The sequence below is a fragment of the Pseudomonas coleopterorum genome, from assembly GCF_900105555.1.
GTDB lineage: Bacteria > Pseudomonadota > Gammaproteobacteria > Pseudomonadales > Pseudomonadaceae > Aquipseudomonas > Aquipseudomonas coleopterorum.
In genome coordinates this window covers 2,462,383-2,481,355 of sequence record NZ_FNTZ01000001.1, presented here as the reverse complement: position 1 = coordinate 2,481,355, position 18,973 = coordinate 2,462,383, and the positions used below count along the sequence as shown (strand labels likewise).

The 18,973-nt window shown below is 61.2% G+C and carries 7 protein-coding genes; 3 read left to right on the top strand and 4 right to left on the bottom strand.

The features are described 5' to 3' along the window. Positions 1–147: 147 nt before the first annotated feature. The 4 genes from efeO to BLV18_RS11070 form a co-directional block, all read right to left on the bottom strand. Positions 148–1,341: an iron uptake system protein EfeO gene (efeO, locus tag BLV18_RS11085; RefSeq protein ID WP_090358500.1), complete on the bottom strand. Its 1,194-nt coding sequence runs from the start codon at positions 1,339–1,341 to the stop codon at positions 148–150. Between the two features lie 7 nt (positions 1,342–1,348). Further along, entirely contained in the window at positions 1,349–2,191 is an 843-nt protein-coding gene (efeU, locus tag BLV18_RS11080; RefSeq protein WP_090358497.1) for an iron uptake transporter permease EfeU, read from the bottom strand. A gap of 105 nt (positions 2,192–2,296) precedes the next feature. Further along, positions 2,297–7,393, bottom strand: coding sequence for a dermonecrotic toxin domain-containing protein (locus tag BLV18_RS11075; RefSeq protein WP_090358495.1), 5,097 nt, complete (start codon positions 7,391–7,393; stop codon positions 2,297–2,299). 181 nt (positions 7,394–7,574) lie between these two features. Further along, positions 7,575–7,892, bottom strand: a complete 318-nt coding sequence (locus BLV18_RS11070; RefSeq protein WP_049859445.1) for an SCP2 sterol-binding domain-containing protein — start codon at positions 7,890–7,892, stop codon at positions 7,575–7,577. Positions 7,893–8,156: 264 nt separating this feature from the next. Between BLV18_RS11070 and sohB the strand changes: the two genes are divergently transcribed. The 3 genes from sohB (at position 8,157) to BLV18_RS11055 (ending at position 18,969) form a co-directional block, all read left to right on the top strand. After that, on the top strand, positions 8,157–9,182 hold the full coding sequence (gene sohB, locus BLV18_RS11065) for a protease SohB (RefSeq protein WP_090358493.1): 1,026 nt from the start codon (positions 8,157–8,159) through the stop codon (positions 9,180–9,182). Between the two features lie 93 nt (positions 9,183–9,275). Further along, entirely contained in the window at positions 9,276–13,634 is a 4,359-nt protein-coding gene (locus BLV18_RS11060) for an NEL-type E3 ubiquitin ligase domain-containing protein (RefSeq protein ID WP_090358491.1), read from the top strand. Positions 13,635–13,743: 109 nt separating this feature from the next. Then, positions 13,744–18,969: a dermonecrotic toxin domain-containing protein gene (locus BLV18_RS11055; protein WP_167375937.1), complete on the top strand. Its 5,226-nt coding sequence runs from the start codon at positions 13,744–13,746 to the stop codon at positions 18,967–18,969. Positions 18,970–18,973 lie beyond the last annotated feature (4 nt).

Below are 18,973 nucleotides of genomic sequence, written 5' to 3'. Positions count from 1 at the left end.
CGGGCTTTACTGCGGCCAGCCAATAACACCGTGGAGACCGCCGACGCGGCGCGCCATCGCCCTTGTAGCAGCGGCGCGAGCCGCGTCGGGCTTCACTGCGACCACTCCATCACACCGCGGAGGCCGCCAACGCGGATCGCGCCGCTGCTACAGGGTAGAGAGGCCAAGGGCCGCGCCGACGCCGTCCAGGGCGTCGGCCAGGGCCTTGGCTTGCGCGGCAATCTGCTGGCGCTGTTCGGCGCTGACCGTTTCGTAGCTCTGGTAACCATCGCCACTGCGCAAGCTCGCCAGCTGCATGGCCAGCTCGTCCGCCGCGGCATCGATGCCCGGCAGCACCTCGGAGGCCGACTTCGCCAGCAGCGGACGCAGCAGGTCGATGACCTTGCGCGCGCCTTCCAGATTGGCAGCGAAGCCATTGAGGTCGGTATGGCTGTAGCGCTCTTCCTCACCGTTGGTGCGAATGTCCGCCAGCCCATGCAGATTGCGCGAGACGATGTTCACCAGTTGCTCGGGCGGCAGCGATTGCGCCAGCAGTTGGCGTTTCAAATCGGTGACGTCGGCCGCCAATTTCTTCGCCACCGGCGTCAGGCCATCCAAGGTGTTTTGCTTGAACAGGCCGTACTCCAGGCGATGGAAGCCGCCGAAGGCCGGGTCCTGCTCACGCTTTTCGTAGTAGTCCGCGCGGGCGTTGATGGCATTGTCCAGCTCGGCCAGACGCTGCGCGGCGGGCGCTATGCGTTGATAGGCTGCCCGTGCCGGTGCATACAAATGGCGCGCCTGTGCCAGATCACCGGCCTCAATGGCTTGTTGCAGCGCATCCACAGCCCGGATCAGACCACTGCTCTGAGTCGCCAGATAGACCCGGTATTCCGACAACGGGCCGACGAAGGCCACCATCGATGGGCGTGCCTTGGCGGCCGCATCGGACTCGGCCGTAGGCGTCACCTTCAATGTGCCGCGCGGGTTGCTGAGCAGACCGCAGGTGATCTGATAGTCACCTGGCTGCAGGTTGGCGTTGATCACCTGGCTTAAGCCGGGCGCGATGTTCTCGCGCTCTTCGACCACCAGCACACCGTCGAGGATTTCCCATTCCACCGCACGTTCGGAGCGGTTGACGATGCGAAAGCTGTTGCGCCCGGCAGGCACGGTCAGCGCCGCCGGCTCGCAGTTGTGCGGATGGATGTTGACCACGATTTCGTTCTGGGCGCTGGCCTGACGTTTGTTCGAAGCCACTTGAGAGGCGTAGTAGAACAGGCCGCCGGCGGCGATCATCACGACCACCGAACCGGCGAGGGCCAGACGCATCAGGCGCGGTGGCGCGCCATTGACTGGATTGGACATGGAGGCCTTACTGATGTGTGGCAGGAGAAGAGGGGACCGGCGTCGGCGCAGCATGGGGCATGAAGAACGCCACCAATGCCACGACCAGGTAGATCAGGTAGGCGCCCAGCGTGCTGACGGTGGGCGCATCCTGATAGCCGAACATGCCGGCCAGCACCGATCCGGTCGGACCGTCCATGGGCAGTGTGGCGCTGATGTCGAAGACCACGGTCTGCAGGCTGTTCCAGACCCCGGCTTCATGCAGGGCCATGACGGAATTGGCGAGAATCCCGGCCGCTACCACCAGGATGAATAACCCGGTCCAGCGGAAGAACAGCGACAGGTTCAGGCGCATGCTGCCTGAGTAGATGGCGAAGCCGACCGCTACCGCGACCAGCAGGCCGAGCAGGGCGCCGATGGGCGCACCTGAACCTTCGCTCTGTTGAAAAACGGCGAGCAGGAAAAACACGGTTTCCAGGCCTTCCCGAGCAACCGCAAAGAACACCATGACAATGAGCGCCGCAACCTGGTGGCGAGAACCGGTCAGAGCCTGGTCCAGCGCCGCCTGCAGCGAATGCTTCACGGAGCGGGCGACCTTGCGCATCCAGAACACCATGGAGGTGAGGATGACCACGGCCACCAGTCCGATAAGCGCTTCGAACAATTCCTGTTGTTTCTGCGGGAATTCCGCGCTCATCAGTTCCAGCCCGCCGCCCACCAACAGGGCCACCGCCGCTGCCAGGAAGACGCCAATCCAGACCGCAGGCATCCATTGACCACGACCAGTCTGTTGCAGGTAGCTGGCAATGATGCCAACGATGAGCGCGGCTTCAATCCCTTCGCGCAGCATGATCAAGAATGGAACCAGCACTTCGCACCGTTCAGGGAGTAATAAGGATGCTAACTTGTAACATAATGATACTCATTATTGAACAGAGCGCTTGATCTTTACGCCGAGCGGAAGCTTAACAAATCTTCAGAAACCTGACGGTGCGAAGACCTCCTGGCCCAAGCGCAGGACCAATAATGTGACGGAATCAGCGTTGGCCATGATCAGCTTCGAGCGCACATCCGGGTCAGTACGAAAGACCTGGCGTGCCTGCGACAGACTCGTCTTGCCCGACAGCTGCAGGATGGTTTTGTACTGCCGCCCGTCGCTGTCTCGAAAATCGCGTCGGCCCCTGGAGCCTGGACGGGTGAACAGATTCGCCGTCGACGTGCTCACCGACAACGCCCGCTGGCGCAATACCCGCAGGTCATGAGCATACTGTTGCGCCTGACCATGCACACCGCCCAGATCATCGAAATGCTGATCAAGTGGGCGAAAGGTATCGAGGTAGGCAATATCCACGGTCCGAAGCACCTGATGGCTGAGTTCGTGCAGCAACGATGCCGCCTGATGGTGTGCGTACAACTGCGTCTGCGTGCGTTCGGGTTTGGCGTACATCAAGGTTTCGACCGGCAGCGTGAAGAACTTGTCGGTCAGGAAGATTCGCTTGCGCGGATCGCCTTCCCAGATGAAAGCGTGATTGCTCTCATGACCTTCCTCGTTCAGTCCGTCCCAGTAGCGCGGTGACGACTGGGGATCCAGTGCGTCGCTGGTCAGCTCGTCGAGCAGTTGAACACAACCGCTGCGCAGGCGGTGCAGCATGGCCGGGGTGACGTCCACTTCGAAGACGTCGGTGAGTATGTCCAAGGTCTGCGCTGGCAAGGGTATGTGGGGAGATCGCTGGTTGAGGTTCTTCAGCGCGTTGCGCAAGCAATCGACGGCGTGAGCATGGGCGTGCACGATCATCTGGTGATGGCGAGGATAGTGTTTGTGAATCTGTTCGATGCCCTCGGCCTGGGTGATGAACACGTCTGCAATGTTGATGTCGGTGATCCAGGTCTCGTAGCTGTCCATCATCGAGTACCCGGCGCCCATGCGCGCGATCTCCATATCGGCATGCCATTTTTGCTGGCTGTCCAGGCTGATGGTCGGCCCTTCACGTCCTTGGCTGACGATCGACCAACCTTGCTCTGCGTGTGCCACCTCCATCACTTTGCCGTCGACGATGGCGTAACTGTGCTTGCCGTCGACGCTTTTGTACATGTTCAGCAGCGAGTCGTAGGTGAGCGTCTTCAGCGCCACGTCAGTGGCTTCCAGCGCGGTCAATGCGAAGTTCAGGTTGTCATGGAGACGACCGCCGAGCTGCGCTGGCCTGGACGGCTTCGTGCTTTCGGCCGCTTCGATCTGCTGCTTGAAATGTTCGATACCACGCCGCGCGCCCACCACGGAGGCCAGAGCCGCAATGAAATCGGCCAGCGCTTCACCCCAATTTCTGCGGCCGATGGCCTGGACCGAATCGTTGAGCAGGCGGTGAGATTGATAAAGCGCTATCAGGGAACCTACCGCGCTGGGCAGCAGCATCGCGCCTTGTTCGAGCCCCAGCTCGACGAGGTGACAGAAAGCGTTCCAGCTCGCCTCTCCCGAAGACATGGTGTGTTGTCGTGCCAGCAGCTGGATGAGCTGCAGGTTGTCGTCGAACAGATAGTCCAAGGCATTGCCCTGTTCCGGCTGGTCGAGCAGGACGATGGACGGCGGCTTTTCAAGTCGTTGGCCGTCGCTGACTTCGGTGGTCCAGGGAATGTGCGGTTCAGTGAATCCGGAATGCTGATAGCGCGAGTGAACGTCTTCGGGCAGACGGCTCAAAATCTGCTCTTGAAGCGCGGTATCGGTCTTGATCTGCGTCAGCAACTGGGCGCGCGATGCATACTCGCGAATGGTGTCGGGTTCGCCGTAGGCTGTGTAAAGCACCACCGGGCCATGCTCGGGGTGCGCAGGAGCGATCACGTACATGCCACAGGCAATATCGGCCCGCATGCCGGGGCTGGGGATCAGTCCCAGCGGTCCCAAGGTAATTCGTTCTCCTTTCAAGGGTTCGCGTGCGACACCGTCGGGCATTAACACGATCCGCGTGATCATGTCGGTTGCCATGGTGCTGATCCGCCCTTGCATCTCTTGCTCCAGCGCGTGGCGCAGCATCTGCGCCGGCAGCGCCATGACGAACAGAAGACGGCGCGAAGCATAATCGCTGGACTGCTTCGACAGCTTTTGAGCAAGCAGCGTACGGTATTGGCCGCCGACATCCGCGTCTTCCACCACTTGGCGAACCTGATGGGTGGAAGGTGGGTCCAGCGTTAGGGAAGGAGGATCCAGCGTAATGTGCATTTCGCTGGACAATGTCCCGGAAAACTGGCTGATCGCCCATTGAGTCAACGTTTTGGTACGGCTGGTGAGCGTTCCGGCGGCGATCATCCCACCCATGTTCATGCCACCCCCGCTGGTGTCGGTCAGCTTGATGACCACTCGATCCGGATCGATCGTCGCACCCGGCCAGAGCTTCGCGATAGACGCACGCAAGCGCGTGCGCGAGAAATCCTCGATGAACGGGATCTGTGCCAGGTAGTTGCTTTTTTGGTTGGCGGTGACCCGGCAGCGTTCCAGGATCAAGGCATAGCGGGCGAGCTGTTCGGTGCTGGCGTTTTTGATCCAGGTCGGCAGCAGCTCATCGACCTGCAGGTTCGCAGCGTCCACGGCGAGCCGGTCCAGGCCGGTAGTGAGCATATCGTCCGAGCGACTGTAGTCGGCATTGCGCCGAAACAACTTGGCCGTAAAGCTGCATTCCACGGCCAGCGCCATGTTGATGCCCAGCGTATTCAACTGCCGATGACTTTCGATCACATCCAGTTCCGTGATGAAGTCACCCGGCATCGCACGGGTTTCCACCTGCACGCCTGTCATTGGGGTGGTCTGGAAGCGCTCGAGAAACGGTCTGACCCAGTTCGGATCGATGCCTCTTAGCCAGCGTGCACGGGTCTCCGGTTGATCGATCGAGGCCGCGACGGTTTTTTTCAGTTGCTCCAGAGAGGTGAAGGGGAACAATCCGTGGTCGCCAGACCACATCAACACCGGTCCGTCGGGTTGCGAGTGGCGATGCAGCACGAACATGTCGGTCAGCGGGATGGTGCTCGTCTCCGAGGGCAGTCTCAGGTAGATCGCGTGCACGTCGGTATCGGCCGTGTTGCGCAGTCGAGCAGTGGGGCGATCCACGGCCGTGGCGAGCAGCTCAAGCAATGCGTTGTCGATACTGCCATCACGCTGGGCAAAGGCCAGGCTGGTGCGCAGACTGATGTCACGCAAGGCTCGCCGTTGGCCTGGCAGATCATAGGCACCCAGGTAGGGTGGTTGCGGCGCGGACATCTGCCGACGAACCAGACGCCGGTAGGTCTTGGTCAGCGCCGGGCTGCAGGTCAGCACTAGCTGCTCCAGTACTTCGGTATCAGGCCAGTTGATCGGTGCACCCGCCAAGTCCAGCACTTTGTCCGCCGATGTCAGGGGCTGTGCAACGGCGCCGCTGGTTCGTTCCAGGAAATAGTCGAGCAGGCTCACGGCCATTCGCTCGGGATCGTCGTGGATCCGAAGGCAGATGTCGTCGGCCGGCAGAGGCGACTGCATGGCCAGCAAGCCAGGCGCCAGTAGGGCGCGCACGCCATCCTTGAGGGTCAGAGCACGCGCCATGTTCCATTGCTGCCGATCGCGCAGGGCCTTTATCTGTAACAGCCAGTTGCCCCAGGTCCGTTCGGCGGAAGAGTCGGGGGGCTGAGCTGCGGCGGTCTTGTTATCGCTTTCGCCGTCGAACCCTTGCAGGCGCGGATGCGCCAGCGTGCGCAGATCCAGCGCCTTCACGACTGCTGTAAGCGCAGACGCCTGAAACGCCGCCTTGTCGGCGAAGGCCTGCCCTACGCGTCGGCGCTGCAGATCGATCAATCCGTCGGCGAGCGCGTCGAACGCCGTACCGGTTACCGCCACCCGCTGCGGTACCGGTTGAACCGTCGCATTGAAAAGAGCGCGGTCGGGCTCGATCACCCGCACGCTGTCATCGGCCTCGGAGATCAGTCCGACCAAGTAGTTGCCCAGTGCTGGCAGGTCTGCACAGTGGCTCAGCCCTTGGTCAGTGTTGAAAACGAAATAGCCAAGGGCGGGCTTCAGGGTGCTGCTGATGAGCAAGGTGCCCGGCCACGCCACCGGCGTGTCGCGCAATGCCCCATCGGCATTGAACTGGAGGGTTTCCAGGCGCAGTCCGGTCGGCAGTCGCTGCGCCACTGCCGATTTGAGCAGCGCCACTTGATCGGCGTTCAAGCGTTGATCGCTTTGCTCTTCCAGCACCGCGCTCAGGTAAGCGTACCGCAGGCTCTGGCTCAGGCCGGCACGCAGGCTGAGACTTTGCGAGCTCGGCACATCCTGCCAGAAATTGGCCAGCGCGTCGCTGTATGTGCCGGGTAGCTGTGCCACGGTGGTGGCCAACGTACTGCGATAGAGCTGAGTCTGGGCATCGCTCAACGCCTGGCCGTAAACGTCCAGAAAACGATGCTCGCAATCGTTTTGAGGGTCGTCGAGGAGCATATCCAGCGCTGTATCGAGCAAGCGCTGCACGTTGACGATCGCCTTCGTTTTTGCGTTGACGCGCTGCACCTTGTGGCTGCGCGGCACAATAGGATCGCTGGCGGGCATGGCGCTTCGCAACGCCGACGTCAGGTGCTGGTCGAGGACGTCGACCAGTTGCGGCATCCGGTGCCAGGTGTGATCGATCGCCTTGAGACGCGCCGCTTGCGTGGTGATGATCGCTTTCATCCAGCGTTTGAACGGCGATTGCGTCAACGACAGCCACTTCGGTTCGCGGGACGTTGCCATCAGGCCGGCGCTGGCTTCGCTCTGCGCGGGCGCTATCAATGCATCGCGCAGCGCTTCGCCGCTGGCGAACGGCACAATGCCGGTCAATGGCGAGTAAAAATAGGCGGCCGGTTTCTGCGCATCGCTGTAGGCGATCCGCAAACCACAGAACAGGCCGGGCTCGGCGTTGCTCAGAAGGCTCACCTGCATGTCGTCCGGGATAACCGAACGCTCCGCAAGGCGTCTCAACCAATCGTATTCGATGACGCTCAGCTGCTCGCTTTCCAGCGCCTGAGTAAGGTGACGGGACATGCACAGGGCAAGTTGTTGCGAATGAAACCAGGGAAGTGTGTTAGCCATGATGCGCTCCATTGACGGAACAGGCGGCTGATGCCGACCTGCGAGCGATCAAGGCTAGGGCGCAGTACAAAGGCGATGGCTGTACATATGTCGCGGAGGGAGGTGATGCAAGCAGCGCGTTACGACGAACATGTCCCGATGCGTGGTCGGGACATGCGGATGGGCAGGGTGCAGTGCCGGCTCAGACCGGGAACAGCTCGCTCAGCTTCATGGCCAGCATCATGTCGCCTTCGGCGCGCAGCTTGCCGCCCATGAAAGCCTGCATGCCGTCGGTTTCACCGCTGACGATACCCTTGAGGGTTTCGCTGTCCATCACCAGGGTGACGTTGGCGTCCGGGTTTTCACCTTCCTCCAGTTCGCAGGTGCCGTCCTTCACGTGCAGCGCGTAGTGCTTGTCTTCGTCGGTGATGTTGAAACCAAACACCAGATCCAGGCCTTGAGCGGCGGCTGGATTGAACTTGGCTTTCATGGCTTGTACGGCGTCGGCTACGGAGGTCATGGTACGGTCCTTTTTTGGAAGTGTGCCTGTTGGAAGCATGCGGCAAGCGCGCAGTCTTGGGGGGGCCAAGGCTCGATGTGACAGTAAACGTCCTGCGAGGTTAGGGGGGGCATCGACAGCTGTCAACGAAAAATCATACGTGCGTTTGAAAGGCGTGTTTGATGCCGATCGTTTCACGGCTGGCCCAAGGCTTTGCCCCCCGGTATGCTGGGCCCATTCAATCGTCCCCTGGTTCGGCGGGCGTCATGCATGTAAGGAGTCACCGTGGAGTTTCTTGCCGATTACGCCGGTTTTCTGATCCGGACCGTCACCCTGGTCGTTGCCATTCTGGTGGTGCTGGCCGCGATCGCCTCGCTGCGTGCCAAGGGCCGGCGTAAACCGGCCGGGCAGTTGCAGGTCAGCAAGCTCAATGACTTCTACAAGGGCCTGCGCGAACGGCTCGAAGCCGGGCTGTTCGACAAGGACAAGCTCAAGGCCCTGCGCAAGGAACAGGCGAAAACCGACAAGAAAGCCAGGAAGAAAAAGCCCGACAGCAAACACCGGGTGTTCGTCCTGGATTTCGATGGCGACATCAAGGCCTCGGCCACCGAAAACCTGCGTCACGAGATCACCGCGCTGCTGACCCTGGCCACGCCCAACGATGAAGTCGTACTGCGTCTGGAAAGCGGCGGCGGCATGGTTCACAGCTATGGCCTGGCGTCTTCGCAACTCGCGCGCATTCGCCAGGCCGGGGTACCCCTGACCGTGTGCATCGACAAAGTCGCCGCCAGTGGCGGCTACATGATGGCCTGTATCGGCGAAAAGATCATCAGTGCTCCATTCGCCATTCTCGGCTCCATCGGGGTTGTGGCACAGCTGCCCAACGTCAACAAGCTGCTGAAGAAGCACGATATCGATTTCGAAGTCCTCACCGCGGGTGAATACAAACGCACCTTGACCGTGTTCGGTGAAAACACCGAAAAGGGCCGCGAGAAGTTTCAGGAAGACCTGGACGTCACCCACAAGCTGTTCAAGAGCTTCGTCGCTCACTACCGGCCTCAGTTGTCCATCGACGATGTCGCCACCGGCGAAGTCTGGCTGGGCGTGGCGGCACTCGACAAGCAACTGGTCGACGAACTCAAGACCAGTGACGAATACCTCGCGGAAAGGGCCAGGCAGGCCGAGGTGTTCCATCTGCACTACGCCAAGGCCAAGAGCTTGCAGGAGCGTGTAGGGCTGGCCGCCAGCGGCTCCCTCGAACACCTGGCAGGCAAGGTATGGGGCAAGCTCAGTCAGCAACGCTTCTGGTAACGGCCAGCATTATGTAGCGCCGCCGAAACGTCGGCGCTTGCTTCACTGAAGCCCCTGCAGCGCTCTGCTGAAGGCTATCATTGGAGCAGTAACATGGCCGGAACCGACTTTCCTACCCCCACCGACCCGCACCTGGATGCCATCATCCAACGTATTCCGCAGTGGCTGCGCGAAGCCTCCCCAAGCGCAATACGGGCCTACCGCACGGCTCTGCAGAAGAATCGCCAGTCCAGCCGGCGAGCCCAGGCTTTGATGCAAACCCTCCCGGCGCCCTCCGCCTTTGCCCGACTGCGGCTGGAACAGGCCCTGCGGCAAGCCGTCAATCGCGTCATTGACGTGGACCAGGACCTGTGGATTCGATTCAATCGCGGCTCGGTATTGCTGGGACGTCCGTTGAGCGTAACTCGAACGCCGTTGCTCGAAGTGGCCATGGCCAACTTCGGCGAAGCAGAAACCCAGGAGGGGTACTGGGGTACGGACACGGTGTTGCTGCAAGCCGATGCGTTGAAGTTGCAGATCGGCGGAAGTGGCAGACGTTGGACCTATGGTTGGCACTACGAGTTAAAGCACCAATTGCCCCTGGCCCCCCATCAATATGCACAACTGTGTCGGAAGCTGGATCTGGGCGGCGCCTATCAGGCTCGGCTCCAGGCACTGCTTCAGGGCCTTGGCCCTGACGGCACGGAAGCAGGAAAGATCCTGCGTATGAACATCCGTGACGAGCTCGCCGTTCGAGCCCAGGAGGCATTGCTCAAGGGTGATATCGACGAGCCCGCAATGCGTGTCATCGAGATGCTGTTGGGGGATGACGACGCAGCCCCTCAATGGCATGGCGTAGCACCTACCCTGTACACGGTCAGCGCGCTCACCACCTGGGTTCAGAGCGGTACGCCGTTGCATGGCGTGCTGTGCATTGAGTGCAACGCGCCGGCACACCCTGCCTGCCTGATCTACCTGGCAGGTGATGCGGATCAGCCATTCAAGCTGCACGCCAGTTTCAGCAGTTTCAGTGACTGGCTGCGAAACAGATTGCGAGACGACCACTACCGTCGTGATTTCACCCGTTTTGTCGGCAAGACGGATCAAGCGACGTTTTCCAAGCGCTTACTCGACACCCTGAGTCCTGAGCCTTTCACCCTGGGCCAGCCAAAGGATCGCGTAGCGGACCCGCATGCGGACATCGGCCTTCGACAGGTGGGTCTGCCGACACCAGAACCCTTGGTCACTGTGTTGCAGAACATGCTGGCGGAAAAACTCGCGGCCGATGCCCGCTATATCCTGGTGCCCACGACGGATATCGACCAGGCGCGACGCGATGAACGTTCCAAGCAATGGCTCGAGCAAGGGTTGACTCTGCTTAACGTCGCCAGTGTGTTCGTTCCAGCATTGGCGCCTTTGGTCGTCGCAGTCGGCACCGCGCAGTTGCTGGGTGAGTTGTTCGTCGGGGTCGATGACTGGATCCATGGCCAGACCGAAGAGGCAGTGGGTTGTTTTCTCGATGTCGCGGCCAATGTCGCCCTCGTGGGCGCTACCGCAGCTGCCGGCATGGCTTTGAACGCGTCGCCGTTCGTAAAGGGCATGCTGCCCGTGGTCGATGCCGCAGGGGAGACTCGTCTATGGAACGTGGAGCCTGAAACCTTCGCCACACCCGCACTTCCCGACACGGTGAAACCCAACGCTCTGGGTCAGTATGCTCATCTGGGACAAAACCACATCAAACTCGATGGCCGTTTCTACCGCCAGAACTACGATTCACGGCTCAAGCGCTGGCATGTGGTACACCCTGACAGCGCCCAGCCCTGGCGTATCGCCTTGGAACACAACGATGCCGGCGCCTGGCGAATGGCACACGAGAACCTCGCGGCGTGGACCGCGCAACAGGCCATCAGCCGTCTGGGACCGCTGGTCGATGCGCTGGATGCAGCGCAGCTTCATCGGCTGCGTCGAGTCTGCGGATTGACCGGACGGCAGTTGCGCCGTCTGCACCTGCCTGGGCAGCGGGTCCCCCCTCGCCTGATCGAGGCCGCAGCGTATCTGCGTGCGCAACGAATGCTCGAGGCACTGCCGTCGACTCAGCGCGTCCTGGCGTTGGATCGCTGGCAACAAGAGTTCGGCGTCTGGCCTGCGTATCATGAGGCACAGGCGATGCACCGTGATTTTCCTACCCTCAGCGTCTGGGCGGCCGAAGACATCGTAGCAGGGGCTAACCTGCGCGAACGTACGCAGCTCGGACAGGGCAGGGTGCCTTTGCGCCTGGCCTTGTCAGCGCGCGCCCACCTGTGGGACATGCAATTGGATCGGTCCATCCTGGGCTTGCTGGGAAGTGTGGAAACCCCAGAAGTCGAGCGCCTGCGTGCCGGCATTCAGCAACGGCAGGGTCGCAAGGACATCAGCGCAGTGCAGGCATGGCGATGGGCGCTCGAGCACCGTAGCGAAGCGGCAGAGATGATCGGGCAGCGCCGGCCCAAAGCGATCAACGCGCCCACCGCATTGGCCGACGGTCGCGTCGGCTATCGGCTCAGTGGACGTGCATCGGGCAGCGCCGAACCCGACCCAGGCACGGTCGCTCTACCGACTCGGGCACAGCGCGAAGCTCAGGAAGTGGCACTCTTGCAGCACCTGGATCGGTGGGTCGACACGCCGGCCACCGTGCTGGCCGAAAACGGTGAGCGGGTGGCCGTCAATCCAGCTCACCGCGCGACGGCACGTCAACGAATTCTCGACGCCTGGAACGGCCAGGCGCCCCGCATCGGCGTACTGCCTGGCCAGCCGATACGGTATTTTCTGGATCTTTCCGAGCTGCGCATCGGTGCACTTCCGGTACTGAACGTTGCACTGCCACAGGTGTGCTATCTGACCCTGGAGGGTTCGGGGCTGGAGCGCGTGGAAGCGTCGTTCCTCGATCAATTCCCCAGGCTGGAACAGCTGGACCTGCAGAACAACCACTTGACGGAAATACCCCCTGCGGTCGCTTCGCTGCCGAATCTGCAATCGCTGTCCATGGATAACAACCGCCTGGTCGCATCAGCCTCGATGTTCGATGCGCTACAGGGGCTGGATCAGTTGCAGGCGCTGATTCTGCGCAATAATCCAATGCATATCCCGGGCGCGGCAATGGAGCGGCTGAGCACGCTGCGCTCATTGCGTTATCTGGCGCTGTCCAATACCGACCACACCGCGATGGCCGAGCACCTGCCATGGGTGGCACGTTTGCCAGAGTTGGAGAGCCTGTGGCTTCAAGGCAATGCCCTGGTGCTGACACCGACCGCTATGCAGGCTCTGGCCGACATGAGCTCGCTGGACTATCTGGACCTGTCCGACAACCCCTTGGGATCCGCACTGGACCTCTCCCGGCTGCGCAGTGTCGGTGCGCTCAACCTGCGCAACTGTCAACTGAGCACTTGGCCCAGTGGGCTCACCGCGCTGATGAATCAGGAGCCGTTGTGGCTGCGATGGGTCCAGCTCGAGGAGAATCCCATCAGTGACGTGCCCGAACTGCAGAGCTTGCGCTTCTTTACAACCGAACCTCAGATAGAGCGACCGCTGAGCCTGACGTTCACCAGTCTGAATCCTCATGCGGTGGCCAGGCTCAATGCGGTGGGCATCACTTTTGACTACCTGCAGATACTGGCCGACGGTGCCGATGCCGCCGCACAGGGCCGCCTGGCCCAACTCCGTACCGATCCATCCATGACCCGAATGTTGCAGTTGCTTGCCCGACTCAGCGAGACGGCGGACTATCGGCTCGCGCCCGCGTCCCTGGCAACCCGCGCCTGGGATGTGATCGATGCCGCACACGGTTCCCTCGCCATTCGCGCCGAGCTGGCGGCGGTAGCCGAACGGCCCGAGAACTGCGGCGATCAGGTCATCCTGCTGTTTGCCGATCTGGAGCAACAGCTGTGGTACGCACGCGCGGCCGACCCGAGCCTGGACGGCGCGCAGCGTCAGGCTGAGCTGCTGGCCACCTCTCGCAGCTTGTTCCGACTCGATCAGCTGAATCGGCTGGCCAGGGCTGACGTGCGAGCGCGGGCCACGGCAAGGGATGTGTCGGAGGACGAAATCGAAGAAGTGGAAGTATTCCTGGCCTACCGCATCGGGCTGGCCGAGCGACTGGAGCTGCGTCATCAGCCTCACGCGATGCTGTTCGACGCCGTGGAGCCCGTCAGTGCCGCACAACTGGACGCTGCCGCGACCCAAGTGCTGGCGGCCGAGACCTCGGAAGCTCTGCTGGACTGGCACATGACTCAAGACTATTGGCTGCAGTACCTGCGTCGCCATTATCCCGCACGGTTGGACGCTGCTCTGTCTCCCTTCGTTGCTCGACGCGAGGCGCTCGCGGCGCAGGCGTGGGACGAAGCTTACGATGAGCGTCTGGTGGCCTTGCAGGTGGAAGAGGCCGCAGCCCAGACCGAAGTGCTGCGTGAGCTGACCCAACAGGCCATGAATCGCTGACAGGCATCGCGAGGGCAATGAATATGTAGGGCCTCCCGCTGGCTCGGCGATGGTGCAATCCCTAGCGCCCCACCGCAGTCACGCGGTGGGTCCTGCCATGGAAACCGTCATGACCCATACCATTGCCAAACCAGCATCGATTCCCCATCCGGTGGACACCCTCATTGCCAAGTCGCTCCCCGCCTGGCTTCGCAACGCATCTGATGCCCGTATGAAGGACTACCTACAGGCTTCACGAGTAAGCCTGAAATCGGCCTACGCTGCCCATCGAAAGACACGTGCGTTCAAATCCCCCGAAGCATTCTGCCGTCCACTGCTGCAAGCAGCACTTGATCGCACGTTTCCTCACCTCAAGCTCGACGCCGACCGGCACGAGTTGATCCGCATGACCCAAGGTGCAGGCGGGCTTATCGTTCCCCGGCATCAAACCTTGTTGCAGGCCGCAATGCAGAATTTCGAGCCCGATGAAGCGCGCCGCGGAGGCATAGAGGTCCACTCGCTGATTCTCCCGGTGGGAAAGCTGGGTACCCATATCACTGAACAAGGAGGCATCGGCTATATACACAATAAGGCCGATGAGGTGGCCGTTACCCCAGAGCAATTTGCCAGCCTGGTCCGTAATCTGGATCTTGGAGCCCAATACCAGGCGCATTTCAAGGCGGTGTTCCGGCCCATGTCTTCGACCTTGCCGAGCCTTGATAGCGAGCAGCGCAAAGTGACGACGGCAATCATGCAGTCGCTGCGCGACAGATTGGGTGCTCATGCCATTGCCGCCAGGCTTCAGGGTCATATCGATGAGTCGGCCTACCTCCTTCTCAACCAGATCACCCGTCCCACCGAAGCAGACGAAGAGCTGCGCTGGGCCGGGGAGCCGGTGCGCATTTGCCAACTGCGGCTGCTGCACACGCGACTATTCGCCGGACACAGCCTGCAGGGCGCGGTTCTCATCGAGGCGCAAAGTGGTATCGGGCCGTGTTTGGTTTATATCCCCAGCGAGCCGCAGCACCCGCTCATGCAATACACATCGGCACAGGCATTTGCCGATGCGTTGCGCGAAAAGCTGCGTCACCCCGACTACGTGTCCTTCATCAAAGGGCTGATGGTTTACCGTAGTCACGAGGCATTTGGCGAACGGCTGAGCAACACACTTGCTCCCACCCCCATACCCTGGCCCGGCCAGTTCACCAAGCCTCCAGTAGCGGATCCGAACGCCGACATCGGGGTGCATCGAGAACCCTACCAAGGTTCGCTGTCACGGCTGATGTACAACCAGTACCTGGTGCTGATCGCGGAAAACGCGCGAACCTTCGTGGTCCCTGTCGAAGATGAAGACGAGTTGGCCTGGGAGCAGCGGTTGGCATGGTGGAAAGAGGCTGGAATGTTCTCTCTCAACGTGCTGGGCTTCGTACCCGTGCTCGGCGAAATGGTCGCGGCCTACGGCTTGATCGAAATGGTCAAGGACGTGTGCATCGGCGTGGACGATTGGCAGCATGGACAGCGCCAGGAAGCGCTCGAACATTTTTCCGGTGTCATGCAGAACGTGGCGATGATCGCTGCAGGGGCCGCTGGGGGATTGGCATTCGCGCGTTCGCCGTTCATGGAAGCCATGGACATCGTCGACACGGGGGGGCGAAACCGACTCGTCCATCCAGAGTTGCCCGGCTACGCTGCGGATATCGACATTCCACAGGACATGCAGCCCGACAGCACCGGTCAGTATGTCGTAGGTGGTCAGGCTTACGTGGATATCGACGGCCAGTACTACCGGCATTTCTATGACCAGGCCAACCAGCAGTGGGTAATCGCCTCGCCCCATGCTCGGGAAAGCTACCGACCGGTGGTGGAGCGTGACGGGCACGGTAACTGGCGCCACGCTCACCAGCAACCGCTGGCATGGCAGGGTATCGAGCTGCTCAAACGCAGTGGGGCACCGGCGCTACGCTTGAACGATGTCGAACTGGCGCAGGTGCTGGAGGCGTGCGGGGTTCCCGAAGCTCAATTGCGTCAGGCCCATTTCGATCGCCAGCCGCTGCCGCCCGCAGTCCTGGACAGTCTGCAGCGGGTGCGCGCTCAGGGTGACGTGGATCGCCTGGTGTCCGCGTTGAAAACCCGCCAGCCGCTCGGGGAGGGCGCGGAATTCTGCCTGCCTCTGGCTGTAGAGGTCCCGGGTTGGCCAAGTGGACGGGGTGTGCGAGTCATAGATGCCGAGGGTAAGGCGCTGCTCTATGGTGAGGGGAACGGCGCTGCGGTGCAGATCACCCACGCCGAGTGGCGCAATGGCGACCTGGCAAAGCTACTGCTGGCTCAATTGACCGCAGATGAACGGACGTCGATGTTCAGCGCTTCGGTCGACAACAGTGTCGAAGGGCAGACCATCGACTTCAGCCAAAGCCTGGCCATGTGCGTGGAGCGCAATCGCACCACGATCGCCAAGGCCATCTGCGATCGCCATGCGCCAGAGCTCACCGAGGCAGGCGCGCAATTGCAGCGCATCTTCCCGAATCTCTCCCATGCCCAGGCGAACCTGATCGCCGAGCAAGCCAGCGAGGCTGAGAGGTTGCGAATGACCCAGCACGGCAAAGTCCCGACACGGATGGCGGAGCAGGCGCTGATGGCATTGCGTGAACAGCGCCTGACCAAAGCCTGCGAGGGCTTGTCACGACTTGGCCTGCACTCCCCGGATCGCGACACCCTCGCGCTGAAACTGCTCGAGCAGTTGCCCGGCTGGACCGGTGAGGTGCGTATCGAACTGCGCGCCGGGGGGATCAACGGTGAATTGCTGGCACAGTCAGGCGGCGCCCAGGCGCCAGACGTTAAATACATCGTGCGTCGGCATGGGGTGTATCAGGCCTACGATGCACTGGAACAAGAGTTGAGTGCCCAACAGGATCTGTTCTCGGCGATTTGCGCGGCGCTGCCCGACCGCGAGATAAAAGCGCTGAAGCTGGCGCGCAGCGACGCCAACGCTCTGGCTCAGCGCATCGCAAAAGCAGCAGCGGTCAATCGGACGCATACTGGCCAGCTGCTGGGCCAGCGTCAGGTACAGCCCTGGTTCAGGGCGCCGTACTCAGACCCCCAGGGGGTAGGCTATCCACTGAGCGGCCGTCAAACGCCTGGCTGGCGGCAACAGTCACGCCTGCGACGTCTGTACCCCTCCATGAACAACAACGATCTCGCCGATCTGGCTGGATCGCTGCCTCGACCCAATGAAAGTCTGGAACTGGCGATACGTCGTCTTGAGCAGGAGTTTCGTACGTTGCAGCTAGGATTGGAGCAGTGGGAGCGTGAGGGGACGGGTTTTGCGGTACGTCGTCATGCGACGGCGCGGATAGTGCGGGCGTGGCGCAGGGAAAGCACGACTCTGGATCTGCGTGACCTGATTCCGGGTGAACTGCCAGTGATCACCGCCGATTTCTCCCATACCACTGAGCTTTACCTGGAACATCTACGACCCGATACCGATGTTTCGTTTTTTCTCGGACGATTTCCCAACCTGCGGACACTGGCGTTGCGCAGTAACCACCTGCGGGAAATTCCCGCCGAGATCGCAAGCATGAAATCGCTGCAACATCTGAACTTGAACGACAACAACTTCAGGGTGACGGATGACCTGCTGCAGCCACTGAGGCGAGAAGACGGCAGCAGTCCGCTGATCAGCCTGCAGCTACACCTGGCGTTCGGCGAACCCGCTTTGCCTCTCACTGTATTCGAACTTACCGGGCGGATGCTCGAACCTCTAAGCCACCTGCACCGGCTCAAGCTGCTGGACATTTCATCCGGCACATTTCGCATCGCCGACGACGCGTTGAATGTCATCGGGTCCCTTTCGCAGCTTGAAACGCTGCGTTTGGGTGACTGTTTCCTGTCCTTGGAAGGGGAACGCGCCAGTGCATTTTCCGGCTTGACGCGACTGCACACCCTCGACTTGTCCGGATCTGTCAATGGGTTGGGCAGTGTGGACATCACCCACCTGCGCAATCTGGTCAACCTTTCCCTGCATGAATGCGGACTCACCGAATGGCCGCAGGGACTGAGCGAGTTAATGCAGATCAGGCCCCTGCGGTTACGCGTGGTTGCCCTGGGTCATAACTTGATGACGCAACTGCCCGAGCTTCGCGAGCTGGAATTCGTACGGGCCCGCAGCACCTACCTCAGAGGTCAGGTTTATATCGATTTTGGCGGTAACCCGCTCAACGCCGAGAGCCAAAACATGTTGCGCAGGGCAGGGCTGCCGTTTCGTGCTCCTGAAGGCGCTCGAGGGCCTGACCGGACGTCGACTGATTGGCTCATTGGCTGTCCCGAAGACCTGCGCAGCCGCATCGACGCCGATCGCAATTCGGACAATGCGAGCGCGTTCTATCGCATCATGGACCAGACCTCATTTACCGGCGGCTATCAGCAAGACCCCCAGGGTTTCAGAGCGCGGATGTGGGACGTGATGCGCGCCGTGGTGCCGGACATGGCGCATCCGACCGGCGATGGACTGGGAGTGGTCGATCTGCGCCAGCAGCTGTTCGAACGTGCAACGCTGATCAACCAAACCTGCGAGGATGGCATCAGTATCGCTTTGGACGATTTCGAAACGCGCGTGGCAGCGTGGCAGGCTGCATCGAGTGCGGTTGAGGGTGGGGCATCCATGTTTGCGCCCTTGCTGCGCCTGGCGCGGCAGCTGCACAAGGCGGCGTTGGTGGATGAATACGCAGTGTCCATCACCCAGACACGCATGAACAGGCGGCGGGCTTTGTTGGCCGGCGAATCAACCCAGGCGCCCCCCTTGCTTGCGTTCGACAGTGTCCCGCCCGAATTTCTGGACAACCCTCCACCTGATGAGGTGGAAATTCGCTTAATGCTTCGAGATCGTTTACAAGCCACGCTGGATCTGCGGCCACAGCCTGTTCGACTGTACGCGGAATACCTCACCACCCGGACCATCAGGCATGTTGGCGCCGCTGTCCGTGAGCAGGCCACCGATGAGGCACTGATCAACTGGCTGGTAGACCAACCTTTCTGGGAAGTTTATTTGCGCAAGGTCTATGAATCGAAATTCGACACACTGGACCAGTTCTGGGCCGAGGTCATGAGTCATTTCGAGGATGCCACCGATGGCTCGCCTTTACCCGAGGAAGTCACACCTGTATTGGCAGCCGTACTCGCGCGCCTGAGCCAGATTGCTCCAAGTACGAACTGGCGCAGTGCACAAGGGCGTCCGCTCAGAGTCACTGTGGACGAACAGCAGCTGTTGCAGCTGTACAACGCCATCACTCAGGCGCGGACCCAGGCGCATGCCGAGTTAATCAAAACGCTGTCGCAGGAGGTGGTCAAGGCGCAGGCTTGACTGG

What these genes read in the sequence shown, in the direction of transcription:
- BLV18_RS11075 (WP_090358495.1), bottom strand. Translation starts at nt 7,393, where the DNA reads ATGGCTAACACACTTCCCTGGTTTCATTCGCAACAACTTGCCCTGTGC.
- BLV18_RS11060 (WP_090358491.1), top strand. Translation starts at nt 9,276, where the DNA reads ATGGCCGGAACCGACTTTCCTACCCCCACCGACCCGCACCTGGATGCC.
- BLV18_RS11055 (WP_167375937.1), top strand. Translation starts at nt 13,744, where the DNA reads ATGACCCATACCATTGCCAAACCAGCATCGATTCCCCATCCGGTGGAC.
- BLV18_RS11070 (WP_049859445.1), bottom strand. Translation starts at nt 7,892, where the DNA reads ATGACCTCCGTAGCCGACGCCGTACAAGCCATGAAAGCCAAGTTCAAT.
- efeO (WP_090358500.1), bottom strand. Translation starts at nt 1,341, where the DNA reads ATGTCCAATCCAGTCAATGGCGCGCCACCGCGCCTGATGCGTCTGGCC.